21 protein-coding genes are annotated in these 23,522 nt (G+C 34.0%); 15 read left to right on the forward strand and 6 right to left on the reverse strand.

The genetic code is table 11. The features are described from left to right. Complete coding sequence (locus FJV36_RS04535) at nt 1–3,090, reverse strand: SusC/RagA family TonB-linked outer membrane protein (RefSeq protein ID WP_158729572.1); 3,090 nt, start codon at nt 3,088–3,090, stop codon at nt 1–3. 196 nt (nt 3,091–3,286) lie between these two features. Here FJV36_RS04535 and FJV36_RS04540 point away from each other — a divergent pair, with 196 nt between their 5' ends. The 5 genes from FJV36_RS04540 to dnaG all read left to right on the forward strand — a co-directional run bounded on the left by FJV36_RS04540 (nt 3,287) and on the right by dnaG (nt 8,963). Beyond that, complete coding sequence (locus FJV36_RS04540) at nt 3,287–4,264, forward strand: polyprenyl synthetase family protein (RefSeq protein ID WP_158729689.1); 978 nt, start codon at nt 3,287–3,289, stop codon at nt 4,262–4,264. Nucleotides 4,265–4,476: 212 nt separating this feature from the next. Then, a complete protein-coding gene (locus FJV36_RS04545) occupies nt 4,477–5,046 on the forward strand; it encodes an RNA polymerase sigma factor (protein ID WP_158729573.1) in 570 nt (189 codons plus the stop codon). Beyond that, the gene (locus tag FJV36_RS04550; RefSeq protein ID WP_158729574.1) at nt 5,033–5,725 is read left to right on the forward strand and encodes a hypothetical protein; all 693 of its coding nucleotides are present in this window, start codon (nt 5,033–5,035) and stop codon (nt 5,723–5,725) included. The genes FJV36_RS04545 and FJV36_RS04550 overlap by 14 nt, the downstream gene beginning before the upstream one ends. A 33-nt stretch (nt 5,726–5,758) precedes the next feature. Further along, nucleotides 5,759–6,856, forward strand: a complete 1,098-nt coding sequence (locus tag FJV36_RS04555) for a hypothetical protein (RefSeq protein WP_158729575.1) — start codon at nt 5,759–5,761, stop codon at nt 6,854–6,856. A 130-nt stretch (nt 6,857–6,986) separates the two neighbouring features. After that, entirely contained in the window at nt 6,987–8,963 is a 1,977-nt protein-coding gene (gene dnaG / locus FJV36_RS04560; protein WP_158729576.1) for a DNA primase, read from the forward strand. Here the strand turns inward: dnaG and FJV36_RS04565 are convergent. Together FJV36_RS04565 and nadE are read right to left on the reverse strand one after the other, a co-directional pair. Beyond that, nucleotides 8,960–9,589 carry a response regulator transcription factor gene (locus FJV36_RS04565; RefSeq protein WP_158729577.1) on the reverse strand — a complete coding sequence of 210 codons (630 nt, stop codon included), beginning with the start codon at nt 9,587–9,589 and terminating at the stop codon, nt 8,960–8,962. The genes dnaG and FJV36_RS04565 overlap by 4 nt on opposite strands. Nucleotides 9,590–9,687: 98 nt before the next feature. After that, complete coding sequence (nadE, locus tag FJV36_RS04570) at nt 9,688–10,485, reverse strand: NAD(+) synthase (protein WP_158729578.1); 798 nt, start codon at nt 10,483–10,485, stop codon at nt 9,688–9,690. A gap of 97 nt (nt 10,486–10,582) precedes the next feature. On the opposite strand from nadE, the gene gldB reads away from it, so the two are divergent. Together gldB and gldC are read left to right on the forward strand one after the other, a co-directional pair. Then, nucleotides 10,583–11,539, forward strand: a complete 957-nt coding sequence (gene gldB, locus FJV36_RS04575; protein ID WP_158729579.1) for a gliding motility lipoprotein GldB — start codon at nt 10,583–10,585, stop codon at nt 11,537–11,539. Further along, nucleotides 11,539–11,877 carry a gliding motility protein GldC gene (gene gldC / locus FJV36_RS04580; protein WP_199250919.1) on the forward strand — a complete coding sequence of 113 codons (339 nt, stop codon included), beginning with the start codon at nt 11,539–11,541 and terminating at the stop codon, nt 11,875–11,877. The genes gldB and gldC overlap by 1 nt, the downstream gene beginning before the upstream one ends. 27 nt (nt 11,878–11,904) lie before the next feature. Here the strand turns inward: gldC and FJV36_RS04585 are convergent, their stop codons facing one another. Genes FJV36_RS04585 through FJV36_RS04595 form a run of 3 tightly spaced genes read right to left on the reverse strand, consistent with a single transcriptional unit; the run spans nt 11,905 to nt 13,988 of the window. After that, nucleotides 11,905–12,552 (reverse strand): hypothetical protein, encoded by a 648-nt coding sequence (locus FJV36_RS04585; RefSeq protein WP_158729580.1) that lies wholly within the window; start codon nt 12,550–12,552, stop codon nt 11,905–11,907. Between the two features lie 13 nt (nt 12,553–12,565). Beyond that, nucleotides 12,566–13,186, reverse strand: coding sequence for a ribosome biogenesis GTP-binding protein YihA/YsxC (gene yihA, locus FJV36_RS04590; RefSeq protein WP_158729581.1), 621 nt, complete (start codon nt 13,184–13,186; stop codon nt 12,566–12,568). A 28-nt stretch (nt 13,187–13,214) separates the two neighbouring features. Beyond that, complete coding sequence (locus FJV36_RS04595) at nt 13,215–13,988, reverse strand: alpha/beta fold hydrolase (RefSeq protein ID WP_158729582.1); 774 nt, start codon at nt 13,986–13,988, stop codon at nt 13,215–13,217. Between the two features lie 371 nt (nt 13,989–14,359). Between FJV36_RS04595 and FJV36_RS04600 the strand changes: the two genes are divergently transcribed. The 8 genes from FJV36_RS04600 (at nt 14,360) to FJV36_RS04635 (ending at nt 23,522) form a co-directional block, all read left to right on the forward strand. Continuing rightward, entirely contained in the window at nt 14,360–14,833 is a 474-nt protein-coding gene (locus FJV36_RS04600) for a division/cell wall cluster transcriptional repressor MraZ (RefSeq protein ID WP_158729583.1), read from the forward strand. Next, entirely contained in the window at nt 14,808–15,716 is a 909-nt protein-coding gene (gene rsmH / locus FJV36_RS04605; protein WP_176330677.1) for a 16S rRNA (cytosine(1402)-N(4))-methyltransferase RsmH, read from the forward strand. Before FJV36_RS04600 ends, rsmH begins: the two co-directional genes overlap by 26 nt. Nucleotides 15,717–15,719: 3 nt before the next feature. After that, nucleotides 15,720–16,067 carry an FtsL-like putative cell division protein gene (locus FJV36_RS04610; protein WP_158729584.1) on the forward strand — a complete coding sequence of 116 codons (348 nt, stop codon included), beginning with the start codon at nt 15,720–15,722 and terminating at the stop codon, nt 16,065–16,067. Then, nucleotides 16,058–18,061, forward strand: a complete 2,004-nt coding sequence (locus FJV36_RS04615; protein WP_158729585.1) for a penicillin-binding transpeptidase domain-containing protein — start codon at nt 16,058–16,060, stop codon at nt 18,059–18,061. Before FJV36_RS04610 ends, FJV36_RS04615 begins: the two co-directional genes overlap by 10 nt. Further along, nucleotides 18,058–19,521 (forward strand): UDP-N-acetylmuramoyl-L-alanyl-D-glutamate--2,6-diaminopimelate ligase, encoded by a 1,464-nt coding sequence (locus tag FJV36_RS04620; RefSeq protein WP_158729586.1) that lies wholly within the window; start codon nt 18,058–18,060, stop codon nt 19,519–19,521. The genes FJV36_RS04615 and FJV36_RS04620 overlap by 4 nt, the downstream gene beginning before the upstream one ends. A gap of 72 nt (nt 19,522–19,593) precedes the next feature. After that, nucleotides 19,594–20,823, forward strand: a complete 1,230-nt coding sequence (mraY, locus tag FJV36_RS04625; RefSeq protein WP_144889314.1) for a phospho-N-acetylmuramoyl-pentapeptide-transferase — start codon at nt 19,594–19,596, stop codon at nt 20,821–20,823. Nucleotide 20,824: 1 nt separating this feature from the next. Continuing rightward, nucleotides 20,825–22,156: a UDP-N-acetylmuramoyl-L-alanine--D-glutamate ligase gene (gene murD, locus FJV36_RS04630; protein ID WP_158729587.1), complete on the forward strand. Its 1,332-nt coding sequence runs from the start codon at nt 20,825–20,827 to the stop codon at nt 22,154–22,156. Between the two features lie 79 nt (nt 22,157–22,235). Then, nucleotides 22,236–23,522 carry an FtsW/RodA/SpoVE family cell cycle protein gene (locus tag FJV36_RS04635; protein WP_158729588.1) on the forward strand — a complete coding sequence of 429 codons (1,287 nt, stop codon included), beginning with the start codon at nt 22,236–22,238 and terminating at the stop codon, nt 23,520–23,522.

Here is a 23,522-nt window from a genome sequence, read left to right on the forward strand (position 1 = left end):
TTAGAATGAAGCATTTAATTTGATTCCATAATTTCTGGATGATGGCAGTTGCAATACTTCGAATCCAGGTAATAATGTACCACCACTTATTGCTTGAGTTTCTGGGTCAATGTTTGGAACTTTTGTCCAAAGTGCTAGATTGTTTCCAACTAATCCAATACTTAAGTTTTGCATTTTTATCGCTTTGGTCCATTTGTCTGATATTCTGTAATTCAAACTTACCTCTCTCAGTTTTACATAAGAAGCGTCAAATGAATTGGCTTCAATATTATCTCTACGGTAAGCATTGTTGTAATACCAGTTTTCTGCACTTACAGAAGTGGTGTTTGGTCTGTACGTTCCGTCTGTGTTTTTAACAACACCTTTACCTACAATTCCTGTTTCTCTGCCAGGTAATGAAACGGCAAGTATGCCACTTTCCATCCCAATTGAATTGGTCATTGAATATATTTTACCACCATGACGTACATCTAATAATGCATTAAGATTGAAGTTTTTATATTTAAGATTAGTGCTTAGGCCCAACATCCAATCTGGATTGTAGTTTCCTATTTTCTTGATTTTTGTATCTAAAATTGGGGAGCCATTAGTGTCGAATACAATTTGATTGTCAGGGCTTCTTAAATAACCACGCCCGTACATGTCTCCCATTCTTTCGCCAACACGTGCTTCAATTGTACCACCATTAGGACCTTGAGCAATGATGTAATTGTTAATACCTGGAGTCAGTTCTTTTACAGTACCACGGTTCTTAGTAAAATTAGCGTTAAGCGACCATTCAAAATTTTCTGTTCGAACAGGAGTTATTCCTAATCCTATCTCGATTCCTTTGTTTTGTATCTTACCTGCGTTGATTACGTTTGAATTAAATCCTGAGGCTTGTGATACATCTAAACCTACGATTTGATTTTTAGAATTGGTGATGTAATAACTAGCATCTAGCGTAATTCTTTTTTTGAAAAACTGAGCTTCAACACCTGCTTCATAGGATGTTGCAATTTCAGGTTTCAAATTACTGTTTAAAATAGTGCTAGGATTAGTCAATGTACCCGCTAAAGTTCCATTGTTGTATGTTTTAACTAATTTATAAGGATCAGTGTCGTTCCCTACCGAAGCTGCGTTTACTCTCAGTTTTAAGAAATCAATATTCTCATTCATTTCAAATAATGAAGTTGGAATAAAGCTTAGTGAAGCAGAAGGATAGAAGTAGGAATTATTGTCCGCTGGAAGAGTAGAAGACCAATCATTTCTAGCTGTTACATCTAAATATAGGAAATCTTTGTATCCAATATTTGCAAAACTATACATGCTGTTAATGCGTTTTTTGTAAATATCTCTTGATGAAATAGGCATAACATTAATGTTTTGTAAATTGTAAATTCCAGGAATACTGATTCCTTGTCCTTCAATTTTACTTTCAGATGTGTATTGATTCATGCTGTTTGCTCCGTAAGATAATTTAACCGAAAAATCCCCAAAATTATGATCGTAACTCAACAACATATCAGCATTGTATTCTGTAAAACCAATCGTTTGTTCACGGTACATTCCTGAAACATATCTTGAAGATCCAATTGGTCGCCTTGACCATCTAAAATCATTAGAATTGTCCATTCCTATTCTAGCCATAAACGAAAAGTTTTCATCGATTTGATAAGTAGAAGAAATGTTCCCAAAAAGACGTCCTTTTTTAAATGCATTAATATTTTCATTTGCAATTTTAAATGGATTGTCTCCCCAACCAAACATGCTGTTTTGTCTCACATCTTTAACAATCCAGTAATTTTTAAGCCAATCTAAGTCTACATTGGTGTGATTCCAAAGTAAATTGTACATAATTCCTTGACTTCCGTAACCAGTTACAGGAGTATTATCACTGGCACTTTTTGTGTAAGTAGCTACTGTGCTAATTTTCCATTTGTCTGAAATGGAGTAATTAAGGTTGAGATTTATGTTTTCTCTTTTTAAATTAGAGTTAGGTACTATGTCCTCGCTAGTAGTTTTGCCATAGCTTAGTCTGAAATTTGTTTTTTCATCTGAACCAGAAATCGATACTGAGTTTGAAATTGAGTTTCCTTTTCTAAAAAAGTCATTTAAGTTGTATCTGAATTCAAATGGTAAAACTTGTCCTTGTCCTATTGCATATCCTGGACTTCCATTTTGTAACAAAGAAACTCCTGAGTCAAAACGTGGACCTAAGTTTGTATCTGCTCCAGGATCGTATACTTGTTTTGATCCCGCACCATAAACACCTTGAATTTCAGGTAAGCGCAATGCTTCGCTTGTCATGAAAGAAGAAGCGATTGAAACACCAAATCCTTTGCCTTTTTTGCCAGATTTAGTTGTAATAACAATAACACCATTTGCTGCTCTAGAGCCATAAAGTGCTGATGCGGCTGCACCTTTTAATACGTTTACGCTTTCAATATTTTCTTGATTAATTTCTGAAGCACCATTGCCATAATCAGTTGGTAGGTTAGTCTGAGTAGTGGGACCGCCTCCTACACCATATACATTATTATTGATAGGAATACCATCAACTATAAACAAAGGACCGTTGTTATTGATGTTTAAAGATTTATCGCCACGGATAGTAATTCTTGAAGAACTTGTCACTCCGTTTCCAGAGCCTGTAATTTGAACTCCTGATATTTTACCTGTTAGGTTAGATACAAAATTTGCTGAGTTTACCTTATTGATGTCTTCTGCTTTTAACTCTTGGGATGCATATCCTAATGCACGTTTATCTCTTTTAATTCCTAAAGCAGTTACAACAACCTCTCCTAGAGAAATTGAATCGTCTTGCAATGTAACATTCAGATTTTGTTGGTTGGTCACTACAACTTCTTTGGAGCTAAAACCCATATAGCTAAAAATTAATGTCTTGCCTAGTTCGGTTTTAATGCTGTACTTTCCATTTTCATCTGCAGTGGATGCATTTTTAGTTCCTTTAACTAAAATAGTTGCTCCAGTTAGCGGGAATCCGGATGAATCGGTTACTTTTCCTGATATTGTATTGGTTTGCGCAGTAGTAATGTGTACGCAAAATAGAAGTAAAAGAAAGAGTAGATTTTTTCTTAAAATTTTCATTGGTGTGTTGTTTTATTTTTGTTTTGCAAACTTAGAAGGGAGGTGCCTTCAAGAGATTAAGGTAACTTTAACAAAATCAAGAATGTTATTAAGAATAGGTTAGCAATGTTAGGAATACATTTTTTTTTAAATTGAATCACTAAAATTGAGTTTTAGCGTATTTATATTTACTAAAAGCCGTAACTTTGATTTCTTAATGAATGTCACTTCTCAAATAAAACAGCCTATCTTAAAAGAAATGGAACTTTTTGAAAAAAAGTTCTATGAATCCATGACCTCTCAAGTGGCTTTACTCAATAGAATTACCTATTATATAGTAAACCGCAAGGGGAAACAAATGCGTCCTATGTTTGTTTTTTTGACTGCAAAAATGGTTGCTAATGGTCTTGTAAATGAGCGCACTTATCGTGGTGCCTGTGTGATAGAGCTTATACATACGGCCACACTGGTTCATGATGATGTTGTGGATGATAGCAACCGCCGGAGAGGTTTTTTCTCGTTGAATGCACTTTGGAAAAATAAAATTGCAGTACTGGTGGGTGATTATTTATTATCCAAGGGTCTATTGCTTTCTATAGATAACGGTGATTTTGATTTACTTAGAATTATATCTGTCGCTGTTCGTGAAATGAGCGAAGGGGAATTACTCCAAATTGAAAAAGCCCGCAGACTCGACATCACTGAAGATATTTATTACGAAATCATTCGCAAAAAGACAGCTACTCTTATAGCTGCCTGTTGTGCTTTAGGTGCTTGTTCTGTGATCGAGAATGAAGAGCAAGTTGAAAAGATGCGCAAATTTGGAGAACTGATAGGTATGGCTTTTCAAATCAAAGATGATTTATTTGATTATACGGATGAAGCCATTGGTAAACCAACTGGAATTGATATCAAAGAGCAAAAAATGACTTTGCCTCTTATTCATGTTTTAAATACTTGTACCTCAAAGGAGAAAAGCTGGCTTATCAATTCGATAAAAAATCACAACAAAGACAAAAAACGCGTTAAAGAGGTTATTGCATTTGTGAAAAACAACAATGGTTTGGTTTATGCCGAAGCAAAAATGGTTGCTTTTCAACATGAAGCACTTTTATTACTTCAAGATTTCCCTGAATCCGATTATAAAAGCGCCCTAATTTTAATGGTCAACTACGTTATTGAAAGAAAGAAATAATTTTTTTAAAAATATTTTAGCTTCTGAACGCCTTATTTTACTCGTTTTTTTGATTTTCAAAGTTCAAAATCAAAAAAAAATCAGATGTCATGCAACCTTTTTATATCGAAAAGCGTCTATGTAAATAGAGATGAGGTTCAATATCAAGATTTAATTGCAACAGCACTAAAATGCATTGACATTGATATTGATTTTTGTCATTGAAACTATTTATGAAAGTAATCAACTTACATCACGAAGAAATGGAATTAATCCGGTTGGCTGTCGATAATAATCGACAAGCGCAACAGCAAATTTACACCCAGTTTTCTCCTAAAATGCTAAGTGTTTGCCGTCAATACATAAAAGATATGCATCAGGCCGAAGATGTTATGATTACTGCTTTTATGAAGGTCTTTACCAATCTTAAAAATTACGAACACAAAGGAAGTTTTGAAGGCTGGATCAGGAGAATTATGGTTAATGAATGCATTTCTTTTATCAGAGTAAATAAAAAAATTAAATATATCGAAGATGATTTCGTGATCGGTCGCGATGAGGAAAGTTTTAATGCTATTGAAAGTCAATTGTCTGTAGACGACATTCAATCCTTGATAGATAATTTACCAGATGGTTATAAAATGGTTTTTAATTTATTTGCGATAGAAGGATTTAAACACCATGAAATTGCAACCCTGTTGGGAATTAATGAAGGAACATCAAAGTCGCAATTATCGCATGCTAGAAAAATGCTGCAAGTACAAATTAGTACAATAAAAAATTATGAGTATGGAACCGAATAAATTTGAAATGCAAATAAAAGAGCAGTTGAATGCTAGAGAAATCAAACCTTCGGCGATGGCTTGGGACAAATTAGATGCAATGCTTTCTGAGACAGAAAAACAAAAAACTAAATTCCCATGGTTGTATGTGGCGGCAAGTTTTGTTGGTTTTCTAATTGTTGGAACCCTATTTTTTGATCAAAAAGAAAGTTTGAATGTAAATCAAGAAAATCGAGTTGTATTTCAAAATTTAAATACTTCAAAAACCACCATAGTTCATGATAATTCGGTAAAACTAAAAACGGAAGAGGAAAAAGATTTAGTTACCAATGTTGTTCAAAGCACTACTTCAAAAGCTAATAAAATTCCGGGTTTAAACGAAAAATCAATAATTGAAAATATTAATTCAAATCAAAATCAAGTAGCAGAAGTTTCAATCATCAATCAAAAAGTTGAACAAAAATTAATCAAATCAAAAATCAGTGACGCTACAATTGACGAATTGTTAGCGGTTGTTGAGCATCCATCAAAGAAAGAAGAGCAATTGAATCAAAAATTAGTAGTGCGTGTAAATCCAGATGATTTACTTTCCCAAGTTGATGGAGAACTCGAACTTTCCTTTCGAGAAAAAGTGATCAATAAATTGAGCAAGAATTATCAAACGGTTAAAATTGCGTTAACCAATCGTAACTTAGAATAAAAATCATCAATCAAATTCAAAAATCAAATCATCATGAGAAATTTAACAATTTACTTAGTAATTTTATTATACTTGTTTTTAAGCAAATTAGTAGCACAGGAATCATTCGAGTCAAAAGCAAAAAAAATCGCTGAAAACATAGAATGGATTACCAGAGAACAAAAAGCTCTTTTGAAAGCAGAAGTTGAAGATGTCAATATCCAACTTGAAAAGGGGGAGATTACAATTGAACAAGCTAATTTAAAAAAGCAAAAGCTTGCACAAACACGAGCGACTATAATTGAAAATAAAGTATCAGTTGTACAGCAAGAGTTGAAAAATTTGGTACAAGATAAAGTGGATGGAAAAGTGCAAGACGCTAAAGACACTAGAAGTGGTGGCAGAATGATTATTTTTGGAACCAATTCTGAAGAGCTTAGACCAAATCAAACCGAATTTAATGTTTCCTCATTGAAAGTGTACAACGGACAAGAGGATAAGGATGAACGCCAATCCAAAAGAACAACGTCACAATTTGTTTTTGCTGCAGGATTGAACAATGTTGTGACTGATGGCGAAGTTAAAAAATCAGATTTCAGGTATTTAGGATCTCATTTTTATGAAATTGGCGTTTCTTATAATTCTAGACTTTTAAACAATTCTAACCTATTGCATGCCAAGTACGGTTTGTCAGTGATGTACAATAACCTGCGCCCTACAGATAATCTTAGTTTTGAGGTGAATGGCAATCAAACTAATTTGGCGGTGAATCCTATTGAATTAAAAGATTCTAGATTTAGAAATGTGAGCTTGGTATTTCCGTTACATTTAGAATTTGATTTTACAAAACCAGAGGTTAAGAACGATAAGACCTATTTTAAATCTCATCAAAGTGTTAGAGTAGGACTAGGCGGGTATGCAGGACTAAACCTTAAAACAAAACAAATTTTACAATATGAAAATTCAGATTTAAAATCAACCGAAAAAACAAAAGGTGATTTTAATACCAGTGATTTTGTCTATGGATTGAGCACTTATATAGGCTATAAAGCTACAAGTTTATACTTGAAATATGATTTAAATCCAATATTTAAAGACAATGCTGTCAAGCAAAACAATGTTTCACTAGGTTTGCGTTTTGATTTTAATTAATTGCTGATGGCATTTTAGCAGCATAAAAAAGCACTTTGTAAAGAAGTGTTTTTTTGTTTTTTAGATTGTGAATTATCCAATTTGATTTGTGTAATTTTACATTTTTCAATCCCTAAATATTTTATTCAACTTGATTTCAAAAGCTACAATTGATATTGTTTATGAAACTGCTCGTGTAGAGGAGGTTATTGGTGAATTTGTTCATTTAAAAAGAGCAGGAAGTAATTATAAAGGTTTAAGTCCATTCTCTGAAGAGCGTTCACCATCATTTATGGTTTCTCCGGCTAAAGGAATCTGGAAGGATTTTAGTTCTGGAAAAGGCGGAAATGCTGTTGCTTTCTTGATGGAGCACTCTCATTTTACGTATCCAGAAGCCATTAGATACTTAGCCAAAAAATATAATATTGAAATTGAAGAAACAGAGCAAACAGATCAAGAAAAAGCACTCACAGATACTCGAGAAAGCATGTATTTGGTCTCGGAATTTGCCAAAACGTATTTCCACAATACACTTTTAAATTCCGAAGAGGGAAAAGCTATAGGCTACTCGTACTTTAAGGAAAGGGGTTTTACAAATGAAACCATCAAAAAATTCAGTCTAGGATATTCACCTGAAAGCTGGGATGCGTTTACAAAAGAAGCTCTTGGCAAAGGATATAAATTAGAATTTCTGGAAAGTACAGGACTTACAATTCCCAAAGAGGACAGGCCTTTTGATCGCTTCAAGGGGCGTGTGATGTTCCCTATTGAGAGCATGTCTGGACGAGTCTTGGGTTTTGGAGGTCGTATCTTAACCAATGATAAAAAAGCAGCAAAATACCTAAACTCACCTGAAAGTGAAATTTACCACAAGAGTAAAGTGCTGTATGGTATTTATCAAGCCAAACAATCCATAGCAAAATTAAACAATTGTTACCTTGTTGAAGGATATACGGATGTGATACAATTCAATCAATCTGGTATTGAGAATGTGGTAGCGTCATCTGGTACTGCCTTGACGCCAGATCAAATTAGACTGATAAATAGATTAACAAAAAACATTACCGTTTTATTTGATGGAGATGCAGCAGGATTGCGCGCCTCTGTGCGTGGAATTGATTTGATACTTGAAGAGGGTATGAATGTCAAAGTATGTACTTTTCCCGATGGGGAAGATCCAGATAGTTTTGCAAAAAAAACGTCGTATGATGATTTAGTCTATTATCTTGAAAATAATTCTAAAGATTTCATTCAGTTCAAAGCATCGCTCTTAATGAATGAAGCCAAAAACGATCCAGTAAAAAAAGCCGACCTGATTCGGGATATGGTAGGGAGTATATCTAAAATTCCAGATCGAATTCAACGCGAAATTTACATTCAGGAATGTTCCCGAATTATGGATATTTCAGAGCAAGTATTACAAAGTACTCTGGCACAATTGTCTCAAAAAGAAGTTGCCGAGGTTGGAAAAAAACAAAAACAAGAGCAACAAGCTTTTGAAATTGTTAAAAATGAAAACCCTATTGCTGCCAATAAAGTTGATGTATTAAATCGATTGGAACGTAAAATAATTGAAATTTTACTGCTGTATGGCAACCTTGAAGAAGAATTTGAAGATGTTTTTTTGCGTACAAATGCTGAAGGCGAAATTGAAACTGTTTCAGAAAATAGAAACTATAAAATTTACCAGCGTATTTATCTCAGTTTGCAAGAAGATGAGGTGCAACTTGCCAATCCTTTGTTTAGGGCAATTTACAATGACTTGATAGCATTTTATAATGAGAATGAATCCTTTAGTATGGAGCAGTATTTAATGCGATTGGATGTTGACTTTGCCCAAGAAGTAACAGATATTTTAATGGAAGATGAGCAACTCGTTCTTCATGATTGGGTAGGTCAAAATATTTTTCCAAAAACTAAAAATGAAACCATTGGTCAAGAAGTTACGGAGACTATCTTAACACTTAGATGGTATCTTGTGGGCAGTATTATAGAAGAATTAAAAAGCTCCATATCATCTGAACCAAATTCAGATAATACAGAGCCTTTATCATTAGTTATGGATTATAATATTTTAATCCATTCTTTTTCAAAAAAATTAGGTCGTGTAATGTCAAGATATTACTAAACGATTTCTAATTTTTTTGCTTTGTCTACTAGATCAACCAGATTGGTAACATTTAGTTTAGTTAATAAACGTAATTTGTAAGTACTGATTGTTTTTTCATTCAGGTTTAAGATATCAGCAATTTCGTGATTCTTTTTCCCTCCACTCAAGTAGCGTAATACTTCTACCTCACGGTTTGAAAGCTTACGATACAATCGTTCACTTTTACTTTGTTTTGCAATCAAGGCTAAGTTTTTCTTCACGGTTTCATTCATGATGATCTTACCTTGTGATACTTTTATAATAGCAATTCCTAGTGTTTCTAACTTTTCGGATTTGTGCACAAAGCCAGATGCTCCGGCTTTAATGGCATTTGGTGCATAAATCTGTTCAGAGAGTCCACTGTATAAAATTACTTTTGTTTTTGGAAAATCTTTCAAGATCGTTTTGACCTCAAAGATGCTGGAAAGTCCTTCCAGATCCAAATCTAGTACTAATACATCAATGTCTTTGGTTTGAAGTATATCTCGTACCATTAAGAAATTGCCTACATTGGCTACAATGGAGATGTCAGCATTATCTTTAAAGTAAGATTTTACTCCAAAATGCACAACAGGATAATTATCGGCTATACATACTTTAATCATAATTTTAATTTTTTTTGAATTGTTTGTAATTGGAAATGTAAAATTAATAAATAAATTCTGTAATTAATTGTAAATCAACATAAAAATTTAATTTTTTATTAAATTTGTATTTTACAAACCGGAATAGGCTCCATTTTATGGCGGTTTGCAGTGTTTAAACGTTTGTAAATTTCGAATACATTTTTTTGTCTTCCTTCAAAATCAGATACTTTTTTTCCAGATTCATCAGCGAGCATTGCCCATTCTAATTCGTCATAACTAGCTCCTAGTTGGTCTTCATCTGTTCTATCATCACCAAAAAGACCATCTGTAGGAGATGCCTCTTGAATAGAAGTTGGAATTTTTAGATATTGGCCTAACTCATACACTTCAGATTTCATCAAGTCAGCAATAGGGCTCAAATCTACGCCGCCGTCACCATATTTTGTATAAAAACCAACACCAAAATCTTCAACTTTGTTTCCGGTTCCAGCAACTAGTAATCCATGTAGTCCTGCAAGGTAGTACAAGGTAGTCATGCGTAAACGGGCACGCGTGTTCGCTAAGGAAAGGTTGAGTTTTGCCTCATCAATGCTATGAGGAACGCATTGTTTAAAAGTTTCAAATACAGCTGTCAAATCAGTTTGTACGCTTTGTACGTTTGTGAATCTAGATTTTAATTGCTCTATGTGCTCTTGAGCTCTTTTTACATGACTTTCGGCTTGATGTATGGGCATTTCAACACATAAAACTTGAAGGCCTGTTTGTGCACACAAAGTAGAGGTTACTGCAGAGTCTACACCACCCGAAATACCTATGACAAAACCATTAACTTTTGCGTTTTCGGCATAGGTTTTTAACCAATTGACGATATGGGTATTTACTTCTTCAACTTCAAAAACACTTTTTTTAGTCATAATAATTCACGTTTTAAAAAGGAGGGATGTATATTTGCAAAAGTAATTTGTTGTGCATTAATTCCCAGAGTTACATACACAAATTTAATTAATTAATATGAAAAAACACCTAATAGTAGCATTCTTTTGTCTTGTTCTAATGGCATGTGAGAAAAAAACGCAAGTAGAACGTGAAGTTGCATCGATTCCTGTAGACTTAAAGGTAGAAAGATTTGACAAACTTTTTTTTGAAACTAAACCAGAAAATTTAGATAAGGTTAAAAAACAGTATCCTTATTTTTTTCCTGCAGGTAATGATAATCGAGTTTGGATAGAAAAAATGCAAAACCCTCTTTGGCGTGAATTATATACAGAGGTTCAAAAAAAGTATGCCAACATACAACCTGTAAAGAAAGAGCTAGATGGTTTATTTAAGCAAATAAAATATCATTTTCCAAAAACAAGAACCCCAAAAGTGATCACTGTGATTTCTGAAATGGATTACACAACCAAAGCAATTTATGCCGACTCATTGGTAATCATTTCTCTTGAATTGTACTTAGGAAAGGATCATAAGTTTTATCAATTTCCCAATTATCTAAAACAAAATTTTGAAGAAAGACAAATTGCACCTGATGTAGTGTCCAGTTTTGCCATGCGTAAAATTCCTCCGGGAACTCAAAAAGAGTTGTTGTCTCAAATGGTTTATTGGGGTAAGCAACTTTATCTGAAAGATGTACTACTGCCTACTTACTCAGATGCCGAAAAAATAGGGTACACTACTGAACAAATAAAATGGTGTGAAGAAAATGAAAGTTACATGTGGCGCTATTTCTTAGAAAAGGAGATGCTTTACAGTAGTGAGCAAAAATTAGCAAATAGGTTTATCAATGCTGCACCGTTCTCCAAATTTTATTTAGAAATTGATAATGATTCGCCCGGTCAAGTAGGCGTATGGGTAGGATGGCAAATTGTTAGGGCTTACATGGAAAATAGTGGCGCTTCACTAGAGGAATTATTAAAAACAGACGCAAAAGAAATCTTTGTTAAATCAAAATACAAACCCAAAAAATAATGTCAAATACCATTACATCAGAAATAAAATTTTTAGTTGAACTCGATGAAAATCGCGTTCCAGAAAAACTAATGTGGACTGCCAAAGATGGTGGCGTAGAGCACGAAGAAGCAAAAGCTATAATGTTATCAATATGGGATAGCAAAGCAAAAGAAAGTATGAGAATTGATTTGTGGACAAAGGATATGCCGGTAGATGAAATGAAAATTTTCTTCCATCAAACTTTAGTTGCCATGTCTGATACTTTTAATAGGGCTACAAACGACGAAAAAATGGCTGAAACAATGAAGGATTTTTGCGATTATTTTGCAGAAAAACTGGACTTAACCAAAAAATAAAAAAAATAAGAGCTGTTGCTACAGCTCTTATTTTTTTGGAATCGATTTCTTTTTAAGATCTTTCAATATTTTTTTAAGACTTCCTAATACTAATTTATTAGAGCTTCGATGAAAGTTGATATTGTCAATGAGTTTGTTTGATTTTTTGGTCTCCCAAATTGACTTTTGTTTTTCGGCACGATCGCTGCCAATTGCTTTTTGAGTATATATAATTTGATGTAAATTCAAATCGTATATTTCTAGAGTCACTTCAGCATTGTTTTCCTCTGTTGATTGTTCATCGTCAAATAAAGAGACTGTTCCTAACTCATCCTTATTTTTTTTAGTAGACACATTGATAAAGTAATCAAATCCGGTACCTGCTTGTAGTGATTTGATTTGTTCTTTATTGGGGTTAAGGGGTATGTTTTCAGGAAGGAGCAAACTATTAACATCAGCCCGAAAATAATAACGATTGCCTATATTTTCAGTGAAAAATAATGTTGTTTCTTGGGTGAGTTTGTCTCGGTTTTCCTTAGTGCTGTTAATCGTGTTTAAGAGCCATTTTCCTTGAGTAAAATCTACGCCTGTTTTGTAATCATGATTCGTAAGTAGATAGGTGTTTGATTTACAGGAAGTCAGAGTGATAAAAAGTGTTCCAACTATGAAAAAGATGTTTCTACTGTTTGAATTCATTGGAAAATTAGCTCTAAAATTGACTATTGTTTTTAAAAACTTCTTGATTTACATCATCAATATAGGTCAATAACTCTTCCTTTCCTGTTGATTCTGTTGCTGATGTAACAAAATACTGAGGCATTTCGGCCCAGTTATTAGCAAACATTTTCTTTTTGTAGGCGGCAATGTGGGAGTCAATTTTTACTTTACTAATCTTATCGGCTTTGGTAAAAATAATACAAAACGGAATTTCACTTTCGCCCATGTACGACATGAATTCAACATCTATCGTTTGTGCTTCATGTCTAATATCAATTAGTACAAAAGCGCAAACAAGTTGTTCTCTTGTTTCAAAATAATCAGTAATGAATTCTTGAAATATAGACTTCGTTTTTTTAGATACTTTAGCGTAACCATAGCCAGGTAAATCAACTAAGAACCAGTTATTGTTAATCAAAAAATGATTTATTAATTGTGTTTTTCCTGGGCGTCCCGATGTTTTAGCTAATTTTTTGTGGTTGGTAATCATGTTAATCAATGATGATTTTCCCACATTAGATCGGCCTATAAAAGCATACTCCGGTAAAAAGTCTTTAGGACATTTAGAAACATCGGAGTTACTGATAACAAATTCGGCAGTATTAATTTTCATGTTGTAAGGTGTAAAATGCAGCTTCGCATTAATGTATTGCAAGATGCGTATTGGTAAGCCATTCTTCAAGTAAGCGATTGAATTCTTCTGGATGCTCCATCATAGCAGCATGGCCGCATTTGTCAATCCAATATAATGTAGAATTGGGTAATAATTTATTGAATTCTTCGGCAACATCTGGAGGTGTCACTTTATCATTTTTCCCCCAAATAATACAAGTTTGTACGTGCATTTTAGGTAAATCTTTGGCCATATTATGGCGTATAGCGCTTTTAGCAATTGTAAGCGTCTTTATCAGTTTGATACGGTCATTTACAGATTCGTATACTTCGTCTATTAATTCTTTCGTCGCTACTTTTGGGTCGTAGAATACGTCTTCGGCTTTCTTTTTTATGTATTCGTAATCACCTCTTTTTGGGTAGCTGTCGCCCATGGCGCTTTCATACAGTCCAGAACTGCCTGTTATTACTAAACCTGCTACTTTTTCAGGATACATTTTAGTATGGTATAATGCAATATGTCCTCCTAATGAGTTTCCAAGTAAAATAACACGTTCTAGTCCTTTGTAGGTAATGAAGTCTTTAACGTATTTGGCAAAATTTTTTACATTGGTTTTTAAAATATTTTGTGTGTAAATAGGTAAATCTGGGATGATAATTTTGTAACCCTTTGACGAAAAGTGATTGGCAACAGCATCAAAATTACTAAGCCCGCCCATAAGTCCATGTAAAATGACAATTGGAGTCCCTTCACCTGCTTCATAATAGCTGTATCTACCCTCTTTTTTATAGTGTTTTTCCATTTTTTTTAAATCCCTATTTTCAATTTTGACAAATATAGGATTTAATAAATAAAAATGAATTTTTAAGGCAATTTTTAATTGTAAAATTATCACTAGTGTGAGGTAAATAATGTTATTTATGTTGCGAATCATTGTGTTTTTTATCCTAAAAATAGATAGTAAAAGCTTGAGATTTCAATATTTTCAATAATACAATTTCAATTTGTCTTGCTCGAAACCATGTTTAATAAAAGAGAGTGTAACTTTTTGATATTGTGCAAATTAATAGTTTTGGCTAGAAAGTGGTTAAACTTATTAACAAAGTGGTAGTAAGTGGTAAATAGTGGTAGATTTTTTTCTATTTTTGCTCTCCATCATTTAATACTTTTTGTTTGGACACAATTGTAGGAACATATGAATGCAAAGTTGATGCAAAAGGCAGGATGCTACTACCAGCACCGCTTAAAAAGCAATTGGCTTCATCACTTCAAGACGGTTTTGTTTTGAAGCGTTCCGTGTTTCAGTCCTGTCTCGAGTTGTATCCTATGCAAGAGTGGAATGTGATGATGGCAAAAATTAACAAACTCAATCGGTTTGTGAAAAAAAACAATGATTTTATCCGCAGGTTTACTGCAGGAGTAAAAGTAGTAGAGATTGACGCGTTAGGTAGATTGCTGGCTCCGAAGGATTTAGCGGTTTTTGCAAGTATTACTAAGGATGTTGTTTTCTCCTCATCAATTAATATGGTAGAGATTTGGGACAAAGATTTGTATGAGAAATCAATAAGTGGAGATGATCTGGATTTTGCAGATTTAGCAGAAGAAGTAATGGGGAATTTAAATGACGACAACAATGGAATATCATAATCCTGTTTTGCTCCAGGAATCAGTAGATGGTTTAAATATTCATCCTGATGGAGTATATGTAGATGTAACTTTTGGAGGAGGAGGTCATTCAAAAGAAATTTTGAAACGGCTGGGGCCAAATGGGAAGTTGTTTGCCTTTGATCAAGATGAAGACGCATTAGCAAACGCATTAGCTGATGATAGATTTACCCTGATAAATGAAAACTTCCGTTTTATAAAACGGTTTTTGCGTTTTTATGGAGTAAAGAGTGTTGATGGCATTTTAGGAGACCTTGGAGTTTCTTCTCATCAGTTTGATGTTCCAGAAAGAGGTTTCTCAACTCGTTTTGATGCTGACTTAGATATGAGAATGAGCCAGAAGAATGACTTGAGTGCTTACAAGGTGGTAAACGAATATGATGAAGCTAACTTAAAAAGAGTTTTCTTGGATTATGGAGAATTGAAAAATGCTCCGGTACTGGCAAGAACTATTGTGGAGGCCAGAACGCAATATCCAATAAAAACTACCGATGAGTTAAAAGAGGTTTTGTCAAGGTATTTGCCAGAAAGAGTTAAGAATAAAATATTGGCTCAGATTTATCAAGCCATACGTATAGAGGTGAATCAAGAGATGGATGTTTTAAAGGAGTTTTTAGAACAATCTTTAGAAATCTTAAAACCAGAAGGACGTTTGAGTGTTATTTCATATCATTCACTTGAAGACCGATTGGTAAAAAGATTTGTAAAAAACGGAATGTTTGATGGGGAGCCAGAACGTGATTTTTTTGGAAATTTTTCGGTTCCATTTAAAACCATTGGAAAATTAATTGTTCCCAATGCTAACGAGATTAAAGAGAATAATAGAGCAAGAAGTGCCAAGTTAAGAATTGCTGAAAAAAGATAAAAAATGAAAAACAGGATTTACAGTTTATTAAAAGCAAAGTTTCTGGTAAACGATGATGCTGTAAAAAACTGGCGATTCATTGTTTTTGGAATTGCACTTGCTATTATTATGATTGCAAATACACAAAGATTTGAACAAAAAGTATTTGAAATAGCGGCACTCTCTAATCAAGTGAAAGAATTGCGATCAGAGTTTGTGGATAGAAGATCAGAATTAATGAAATTAAAAATGGAATCCACGATATCTGAGAAAATGTTGCAAAAGCAAATTTTTCCATCCACGGTGCCACCGGTAAAAATTAAAGTAGTTAAAGAAGAAGAAAAAAACTTTTTCAAAAAAATATGGGAGTAGACGATAAAAATATATCCTACAGAATTTATCTGGTTGCTGCATTCATCTTTGTGATTGCAGTGGCTATTACTATTAAATTAACCAATATCCAATGGGTTGAGGGAGATTATTATCGAAAATTAGCCAAAGAAAGAACGGTAAGAAATTTTGTAATCCCAGCCAATAAAGGAAATATTTACTCGGCTGATGGCAGTTTGTTGGCTACGTCGATTCCAAATTATGATATACGTTTTGATGCCGTTGCACCCAAAACGGAAGTCTTTGAAAAGAATGTAAAATCACTATCGGATTCTTTAGCAACAGTGTTGGGTAAAACATCTAGCTACTTTGAAAATGAATTAAGGAAAGCACGTGCCAACAAGAATAGGTATTATTTAATAGGTCGTAAACTAGGGTATACATCTTATTATAAAATTAAAGGCTTTCCATTATTTAATTTGGGAGCTTTCAAAGGCGGTATTATTGTAGAGCAAGAAACAGTTAGGGAGCATCCTATAGGTAAAATTGCCGAAAGGACAGTGGGGTATGAGCGTACTCAAAATGGCCAATCAATTGATGGAAAAGGTATTGAATGGGCTTTTAGAAAATATTTGAACGGGAAAGACGGCAAGATTTTAAAACAAAAAATTGCCAAAGGACAGTGGAAACCTATCAGAGATGTTAATGAGGTAGATCCTCAAGACGGGTATGATGTGATCTCTACTATTGATGTATACATTCAGGATATAGCGCATCACGCTTTATTGAAACAACTAGAGTGTTATGAAGCAGAGCACGGTACCGTAGTTGTAATGGAAACTAAAACAGGTCATGTAAAAGCAATTTCTAATTTAGGAAGAGCTAATGATGGTACCTATTATGAAACCACAAATTACGCCGTAGCAGAGTCTCACGAGCCAGGTTCTACCTATAAATTAGCAGGATTAATGGCATTGTTAGACGATAAAAAAGTTGATACAAGCGCAATTTATGATAGTAAAAATGGGGTAATAACTTATTTTGGAAAAAAAGTAGAAGATTCTCATGAAGGTGGATACGGTAAGATTTCGTTGGCTAGAGGTTTTGAGGTTTCTTCTAACACGGTTTTGGTTCAGGCGGTTTATAATGCATACAAAGAGAATCCGTCACAGTTTGTAAATCATCTTAATAACTATGGTCTTAATAAAACATTAGGACTATCTATTAAAGGGGAAGGAATTCCTTATGTGCCTCAACCTACAGATAGAAGTTGGTCTAAAATATCATTGCCTTGGATGGCTTTTGGGTACGGAGTGCATATTACACCAATGCAAACATTAGCTTTTTATAATGCCGTTGCAAATGATGGGGAAATGGTAAAACCACAATTTGTATCTGAAATAAAAGAGTGGAATAGAACCATAAAAAAATACGAAAAAGAAGTTTTGAACCCTAAAATTTGTTCCAAGGAAACAATTGTTAAGCTTAAAGCAGTCTTGGCTAATGTGGTGAAAAAAGGAACGGGATCTAACTTGTTTTCTAAAGATTTTTCAATGGCAGGAAAAACCGGTACGGCACAAGTAAATTATGGTAAAGCAGGAAGAACCGGAATGTATTACGCTTCTTCTTTTGTGGGCTATTTTCCAGCCGAGAACCCAAAGTATTCTTGTATAGTGGTTGTGCATAAGCCTAATACCGCTCTTAATAATTATTACGGTGCTGATGTGGCTGGGCCAGTATTTAAAAGAATTGCACAAAAAATATTTACCGATGCGCCATCTACCAATACTATAAAAAATCTTGACAGGAAAATTGATAAGCAAGAGCAAAGTTATGAGGCTTACTATTCAAAAGTTCAGAAAAAGCAGAAAGTAGTTCCTAATCTTAAAGGAATGTCAGGCATGGATGCTGTAGCGCTTCTTGGAAATTTAGGGATGAAAGTAAAAGTTGTAGGTGTAGGAAAAGTTAAAAAACAGTCGTTGCAAGCAGGTGAAAATGTAGTAAAAAATGCAACAATATTATTAGAGTTATCATGAAAGTACTAAAAGACATATTATACAAAGTAGCTATAGATTCGGTAACGGGTCTTACAGATATTCCTGTGAATAAAATAGAATTTGATTCTAGAAAAATTCTCAACGGAGATATGTTTGTTGCTATTCACGGTACAGTTTCAAACGGTCATGATTATATAGATAAAGTTATCCAACAGGGAGCCACCGCAATAGTTTGTCAAATTTTGCCAGCTGAACTTACACCAGGAGTAACGTATATCAAGGTTCAAGATACAAATGCTGCATTGGCTTGCATGGCTGCAAATTTTTATGAGTCGCCTTCGCAAAAACTAAAATTAGTTGGTATTACAGGTACTAATGGTAAAACCACTATTGCCTCTTTATTATACCAATTATTTATAAATGCTGGGTATAAAGTTGGCTTGCTTTCTACAGTAAAAATCATGGTGAATGAGAAAGAATATAAAGCTACTCATACCACTCCAGATTCGTTAACAATAAACCACTACTTAAATGAAATGATAGAAAGTGGTGTTGAATATTGTTTTATGGAAGTGAGTTCGCATGGAATTCATCAAAAGAGAACAGAAGGATTGCATTTTACAGGTGGGGTTTTTACCAATTTGTCTCATGATCATTTAGATTATCACCCCACATTTGCTGAGTATAGAGATGTAAAAAAAGCTTTTTTTGATAGTTTACCAAAAACTGGTTTTGCACTCACTAATGCAGATGATAAAAACGGATCTGTCATGTTGCAAAATACCGTTGCCACTAAAAAAACCTATGCCCTAAAAACCTATGCCGATTATAAAGCACAAATTTTAGAAAATCAATTATCAGGATTGTTATTAAAAATAAACGGTCATGAAGTTTGGGTTAAATTGATTGGAGATTTCAATGCGTATAATTTGCTTGCAATTTACGGTACCGCTATAGAATTAGGACTTGATAGTTTAGAAGTTCTTAGGTTGTTATCTAATTTAGAAAGTGTTTCAGGCAGGTTTCAATATATAGTATCGAATTCTAATGTAACTGCTATTGTTGATTATGCTCACACACCAGATGCTCTTGAAAATGTTTTGAAAACAATAAATACCATTCGTACTCAAAACGAGCAGCTGATTACGGTTGTGGGTTGTGGGGGTGACAGGGATAAAGCAAAAAGACCAGTAATGGCTGATATTGCTGCAAGTTTAAGTGATAAAGCTATTTTTACATCGGATAATCCAAGGAGTGAAGATCCTTTAGAAATTATTTCTGAAATGGAAAAAGGAGTCGCTCCACATCATTTTAAGAAAACAATTTCTATTACAGATAGAATGCAAGCAATTAAAACAGCGTGTCAGTTAGCACAGCCTAATGACATCTTATTGGTTGCAGGTAAAGGTCATGAGACATACCAAGAAGTTAATGGTGTTCGTCATGATTTTGACGATATGAAAATAGTAAAAGAACTATTAGAACAATTAGGAAAATAATTTCAAATCGTTTAGTATTTAAAACGATCCATAAGAAAAAAAAATAAAGGTTAACCAGATAAACAAAGATATATGCTGTATTATTTATTTGAATATTTAGACAAAATGATGGATGTTCCTGGAACAGGAGTTTTTCAGTACATTACTTTTAGATCAGCATTAGCCTTAATGTTATCGCTATTATTGTCTACTATTTATGGGAAACGAATTATTCGCTTTTTACAAAAACAGCAAGTAGGAGAAACGGTTAGAGAACTTGGTTTAGCAGGTCAAAATGAAAAAGCGGGTACTCCTACCATGGGTGGTTTGATTATCATATTTGCAACGCTTGTTCCGGTTTTGCTTTTTGCAAAACTGCACAACATTTATATAGTATTGCTTATTGTTACCACGCTTTGGATGGGAACAATAGGATTTATAGATGATTATATTAAGATTTTTAAAAAGGACAAGCAAGGTTTAAAAGGAATTTTTAAAGTAATAGGACAAGTAGGTTTAGGACTAATAGTAGGGACAGTTCTTTATTTTCATGCGGGTGTTACTGTACGTACAGATACGTCTACATCAGATATTTTTAGAGCACCTACTAGCACTGTTGTGTTGCCAGCACCTATTGAAGAGAAATCAACAGCAACTACAATTCCGTTTTTTAAAAATAATGAGTTTGATTACGCCGAAGTTTTAGCTTGGACTGGAGAAGGATATGAAAAATGGGCCTGGTTAATCTTTATCCCTGTGGTAATTTTTATTATCACAGCTGTTTCAAATGGTGCTAATTTAACAGATGGTATAGATGGTCTGGCTGCAGGAACATCGGCCATTTCAGTGCTGGCATTGGGTATTTTTACATTTGTTTCGGGAAACATTATTTTTTCCAATTACTTGAATATTATGTACATCCCTAACTCAGGAGAAATGACGGTTTTTATAGCGGCATTTGTAGGGTCTTTAATTGGGTTTCTTTGGTATAACTCGTATCCAGCATCGGTATTTATGGGAGATACGGGAAGTTTGACTATTGGGGGTATCATTGCTGTACTAGCAATTGCAGTTCGTAAAGAAATGCTAATCCCATTGTTATGCGGAATTTTTCTAGTTGAAAATTTTTCGGTAGTACTTCAGGTGAGTTATTTTAAGTATACCAAGAAACGTTTTGGCGAAGGCCGAAGAATATTTTTGATGTCCCCTTTACACCATCATTATCAAAAGAAGGGATATCATGAGAGTAAAATTGTTACCCGTTTTTGGATTGTAGCCATCATGTTAGCCATACTGTCCATAGTTACATTAAAATTGAGATAATATGAGACTAGTTATTCTTGGTGGAGGAGAAAGCGGTATTGGAACTGCAATTTTAGGAAAAAAGAAAGGGTACGACGTTTTTGTATCTGACTTTGGAAAAATAAAAGGGAATTATAAGGAGGTTTTATCTCTGAATTCAATTCCATGGGAAGAAGAAAAGCATACTGAGGATTTAATATTAAATGCTGATGTGGTTATGAAAAGCCCTGGTATTCCTGATAAATCTCCTATTGTTAAAAAACTTTTAGAGAAAGGGGTTTCGGTAATATCAGAGATTGAGTTTGCAGCTCCTTTTACAAATGCTACCATTATAGGAATTACAGGTAGTAATGGAAAGACAACTACAACTATGCTTACGTATCATTTATTGAAATCAGCTGGAGTAAATGTAGGTTTAGGAGGAAATATAGGTAAAAGTTTTGCCTGGCAGGTGGCCGATAATAAGTTTGATTATTATGTGCTTGAATTGAGCAGCTTTCAACTAGACGGCGTATTTAATTTTAAGCCACACATTGCAATTATTACGAATATAAGTCCAGATCATTTAGATCGATACGAATATAAATATGAAAATTATATCGATTCAAAGTTTAGAATAACTATGAATCAAACAGAGGAGGATTATCTAATTTATGACGCAGATGACGAAGCGATAAATAATTGGTTAACAACTCATCAAACAAAAGCAAAATTAATTCCTTTTTCATTGACAAAAACATTCAACGAAGGAGCTTACACAATACAAAATAAAATGGAAATCAAAATTAACCGAGAGGATTTTTCAATGGATACAGAGCATATCGCCTTAGAGGGAAAACATAATATTAAAAACGCAATGGCAGCCACTTCAGTAGCAAAATTAATGCAAATCAGAAAAGCTACTATCCGTGAAAGTTTGTCAAATTTCCAAGGGGTTGAGCACCGTTTAGAAAAGGTGTTGAAGATTCAAAACATTCAATATGTAAATGATTCTAAGGCTACAAATGTAAATGCTACTTTTTTTGCTTTAGATAGTATGAATGCACCCACAGTATGGATTGTAGGTGGTGTTGATAAAGGGAATGATTATAATGAATTAATGTCTTTAGTACGTGAAAAAGTTAAGGCAATTGTGTGTCTTGGAGTTGATAATAAAAAAATTATAGATGCATTTGGTAATGTAGTAGACGTGATGGTTGAGGTGACTTCTATGACTGATGCTGTTCGAATGGCGCAGCGCTTATCAGAGAAAGGTGATACTGTATTATTGTCTCCTGCTTGTGCTAGTTTTGATTTATTTGAAAGCTATGAGGATCGTGGTAAACAATTTAAACAAGCAGTTAAAAGTTTGTAAGTAAATAGTATTTTAAAGTGGTGAATATCGGTTTTATCTGCTGCAATAAAAGGATAAGAATTGGTAACAAAGAATGAAAATGAAAAAACTAATAAGCAATTTAAAAGGGGATAAAGGAATTTGGTCATTTGTGGCCTTGTTAGCCTTGTTGTCTTTTATGCCTGTTTTTAGTGCGAGTAGTAATTTGGCTTACATAGGAAAAGGAGATGGGAATACGCTAGGATACCTCGTAAAACACATTGTTCATATCGCAATAGGATTTACAATAATTTTTATGGTGCACAAAGTACCTTATCATTATTTCAAAGCTATTGCAAGGGGTTCCTTATACTTTGTTTGGTTACTTTTGGCGTTTACATTATTCAAAGGCACGGTAATTGCAGGTGCTAATGCTAGTAGATGGATTCAAATTCCTTTTATTGGTGTTACTTTTCAGCCCTCAACTCTTGCCTCCATGGTGTTGTTCATATTTGTAGCTCGTTTTTTATCAAAAAAAAGAAAAGAGGCTTTAACGTTTAAAGCGTCTGTATGGGAGCTATGGGTGCCGGTTTTTATGACGTTAATATTTATTTTGCCTGCAAATTTTAGTACAACAGCACTTATTTTTTCTATGGTGTTGATGTTAGTTTTTATAGGTAAATATCCATTGAAATACATGGGTATCGTTATTGGTTCCGGAGTTGTGATGTTGGCTTTTTTCATGATTATTGCAAAAACTTTTCCTGACGCATTTCCCAACCGTGTGGATACATGGATAAGTAGAGTTGAAAATTTTACAAGTGATAAACCAGGAGAAGATGATTATCAAATAGAGAAAGCAAAAATTGCAATCGCATCAGGAAAACTGTATGGTTTAGGGCCAGGTAAGAGTGTGCAAAAAAACTTTTTGCCGCAATCTTCCTCCGATTTTATATATGCAATTATAATAGAGGAATATGGTCTTGTGGGCGGAGTTGCAGTAATTGTACTGTACTTGTTGTTGCTATTTCGATTTGTTGTTGCTTCTCATAAAGCAAATACTCTTTTTGGGAAATTATTGGTTGTAGGTTTAGGTTTTCCAATGGTTTTTCAGGCCATGGTGAATATGGCTGTCGCTGTTGAATTATTACCTGTTACAGGGCAAACGCTACCGCTTATAAGTAGTGGAGGTAGCTCCATTTGGATGACGTGTTTTGCATTAGGAATTATTATTAGCGTGACCAAAAAAGAAGAAGAAATAGCAGAAGAAAAAAAGGATGCTGCAAAAAGAGAAGAAGCATTGCAAAAGCTAATTGATAGAGAGCTTGATGAGGAGTATGAAGTGGTGCAAGATTATTCCATAGAGGATAAAGCTGCAAATCCTATGAAAGCAGTTTTTAATAAATAG

Source organism: Flavobacterium sp. I-STPP5a, from assembly GCF_009764685.1.
Taxonomy (GTDB): domain Bacteria; phylum Bacteroidota; class Bacteroidia; order Flavobacteriales; family Flavobacteriaceae; genus Flavobacterium.

Excerpts from the sequence above, each read along its gene's own strand:
- FJV36_RS04535 (WP_158729572.1), bottom strand. The coding sequence starts at position 3,090 with ATGAAAATTTTAAGAAAAAATCTACTCTTTCTTTTACTTCTATTTTGC.
- FJV36_RS04540 (WP_158729689.1), top strand. The coding sequence starts at position 3,287 with ATGAATGTCACTTCTCAAATAAAACAGCCTATCTTAAAAGAAATGGAA.
- FJV36_RS04545 (WP_158729573.1), top strand. The coding sequence starts at position 4,477 with ATGAAAGTAATCAACTTACATCACGAAGAAATGGAATTAATCCGGTTG.
- FJV36_RS04550 (WP_158729574.1), top strand. The coding sequence starts at position 5,033 with ATGGAACCGAATAAATTTGAAATGCAAATAAAAGAGCAGTTGAATGCT.
- FJV36_RS04555 (WP_158729575.1), top strand. The coding sequence starts at position 5,759 with ATGAGAAATTTAACAATTTACTTAGTAATTTTATTATACTTGTTTTTA.
- FJV36_RS04565 (WP_158729577.1), bottom strand. The coding sequence starts at position 9,589 with ATGATTAAAGTATGTATAGCCGATAATTATCCTGTTGTGCATTTTGGA.
- nadE (WP_158729578.1), bottom strand. The coding sequence starts at position 10,485 with ATGACTAAAAAAAGTGTTTTTGAAGTTGAAGAAGTAAATACCCATATC.
- gldB (WP_158729579.1), top strand. The coding sequence starts at position 10,583 with ATGAAAAAACACCTAATAGTAGCATTCTTTTGTCTTGTTCTAATGGCA.
- gldC (WP_199250919.1), top strand. The coding sequence starts at position 11,539 with ATGTCAAATACCATTACATCAGAAATAAAATTTTTAGTTGAACTCGAT.
- FJV36_RS04585 (WP_158729580.1), bottom strand. The coding sequence starts at position 12,552 with ATGAATTCAAACAGTAGAAACATCTTTTTCATAGTTGGAACACTTTTT.
- yihA (WP_158729581.1), bottom strand. The coding sequence starts at position 13,186 with ATGAAAATTAATACTGCCGAATTTGTTATCAGTAACTCCGATGTTTCT.
- FJV36_RS04595 (WP_158729582.1), bottom strand. The coding sequence starts at position 13,988 with ATGGAAAAACACTATAAAAAAGAGGGTAGATACAGCTATTATGAAGCA.
- rsmH (WP_176330677.1), top strand. The coding sequence starts at position 14,808 with ATGACGACAACAATGGAATATCATAATCCTGTTTTGCTCCAGGAATCA.
- FJV36_RS04610 (WP_158729584.1), top strand. The coding sequence starts at position 15,720 with ATGAAAAACAGGATTTACAGTTTATTAAAAGCAAAGTTTCTGGTAAAC.
- FJV36_RS04615 (WP_158729585.1), top strand. The coding sequence starts at position 16,058 with ATGGGAGTAGACGATAAAAATATATCCTACAGAATTTATCTGGTTGCT.
- FJV36_RS04620 (WP_158729586.1), top strand. The coding sequence starts at position 18,058 with ATGAAAGTACTAAAAGACATATTATACAAAGTAGCTATAGATTCGGTA.
- mraY (WP_144889314.1), top strand. The coding sequence starts at position 19,594 with ATGCTGTATTATTTATTTGAATATTTAGACAAAATGATGGATGTTCCT.
- murD (WP_158729587.1), top strand. The coding sequence starts at position 20,825 with ATGAGACTAGTTATTCTTGGTGGAGGAGAAAGCGGTATTGGAACTGCA.
- FJV36_RS04635 (WP_158729588.1), top strand. The coding sequence starts at position 22,236 with ATGAAAAAACTAATAAGCAATTTAAAAGGGGATAAAGGAATTTGGTCA.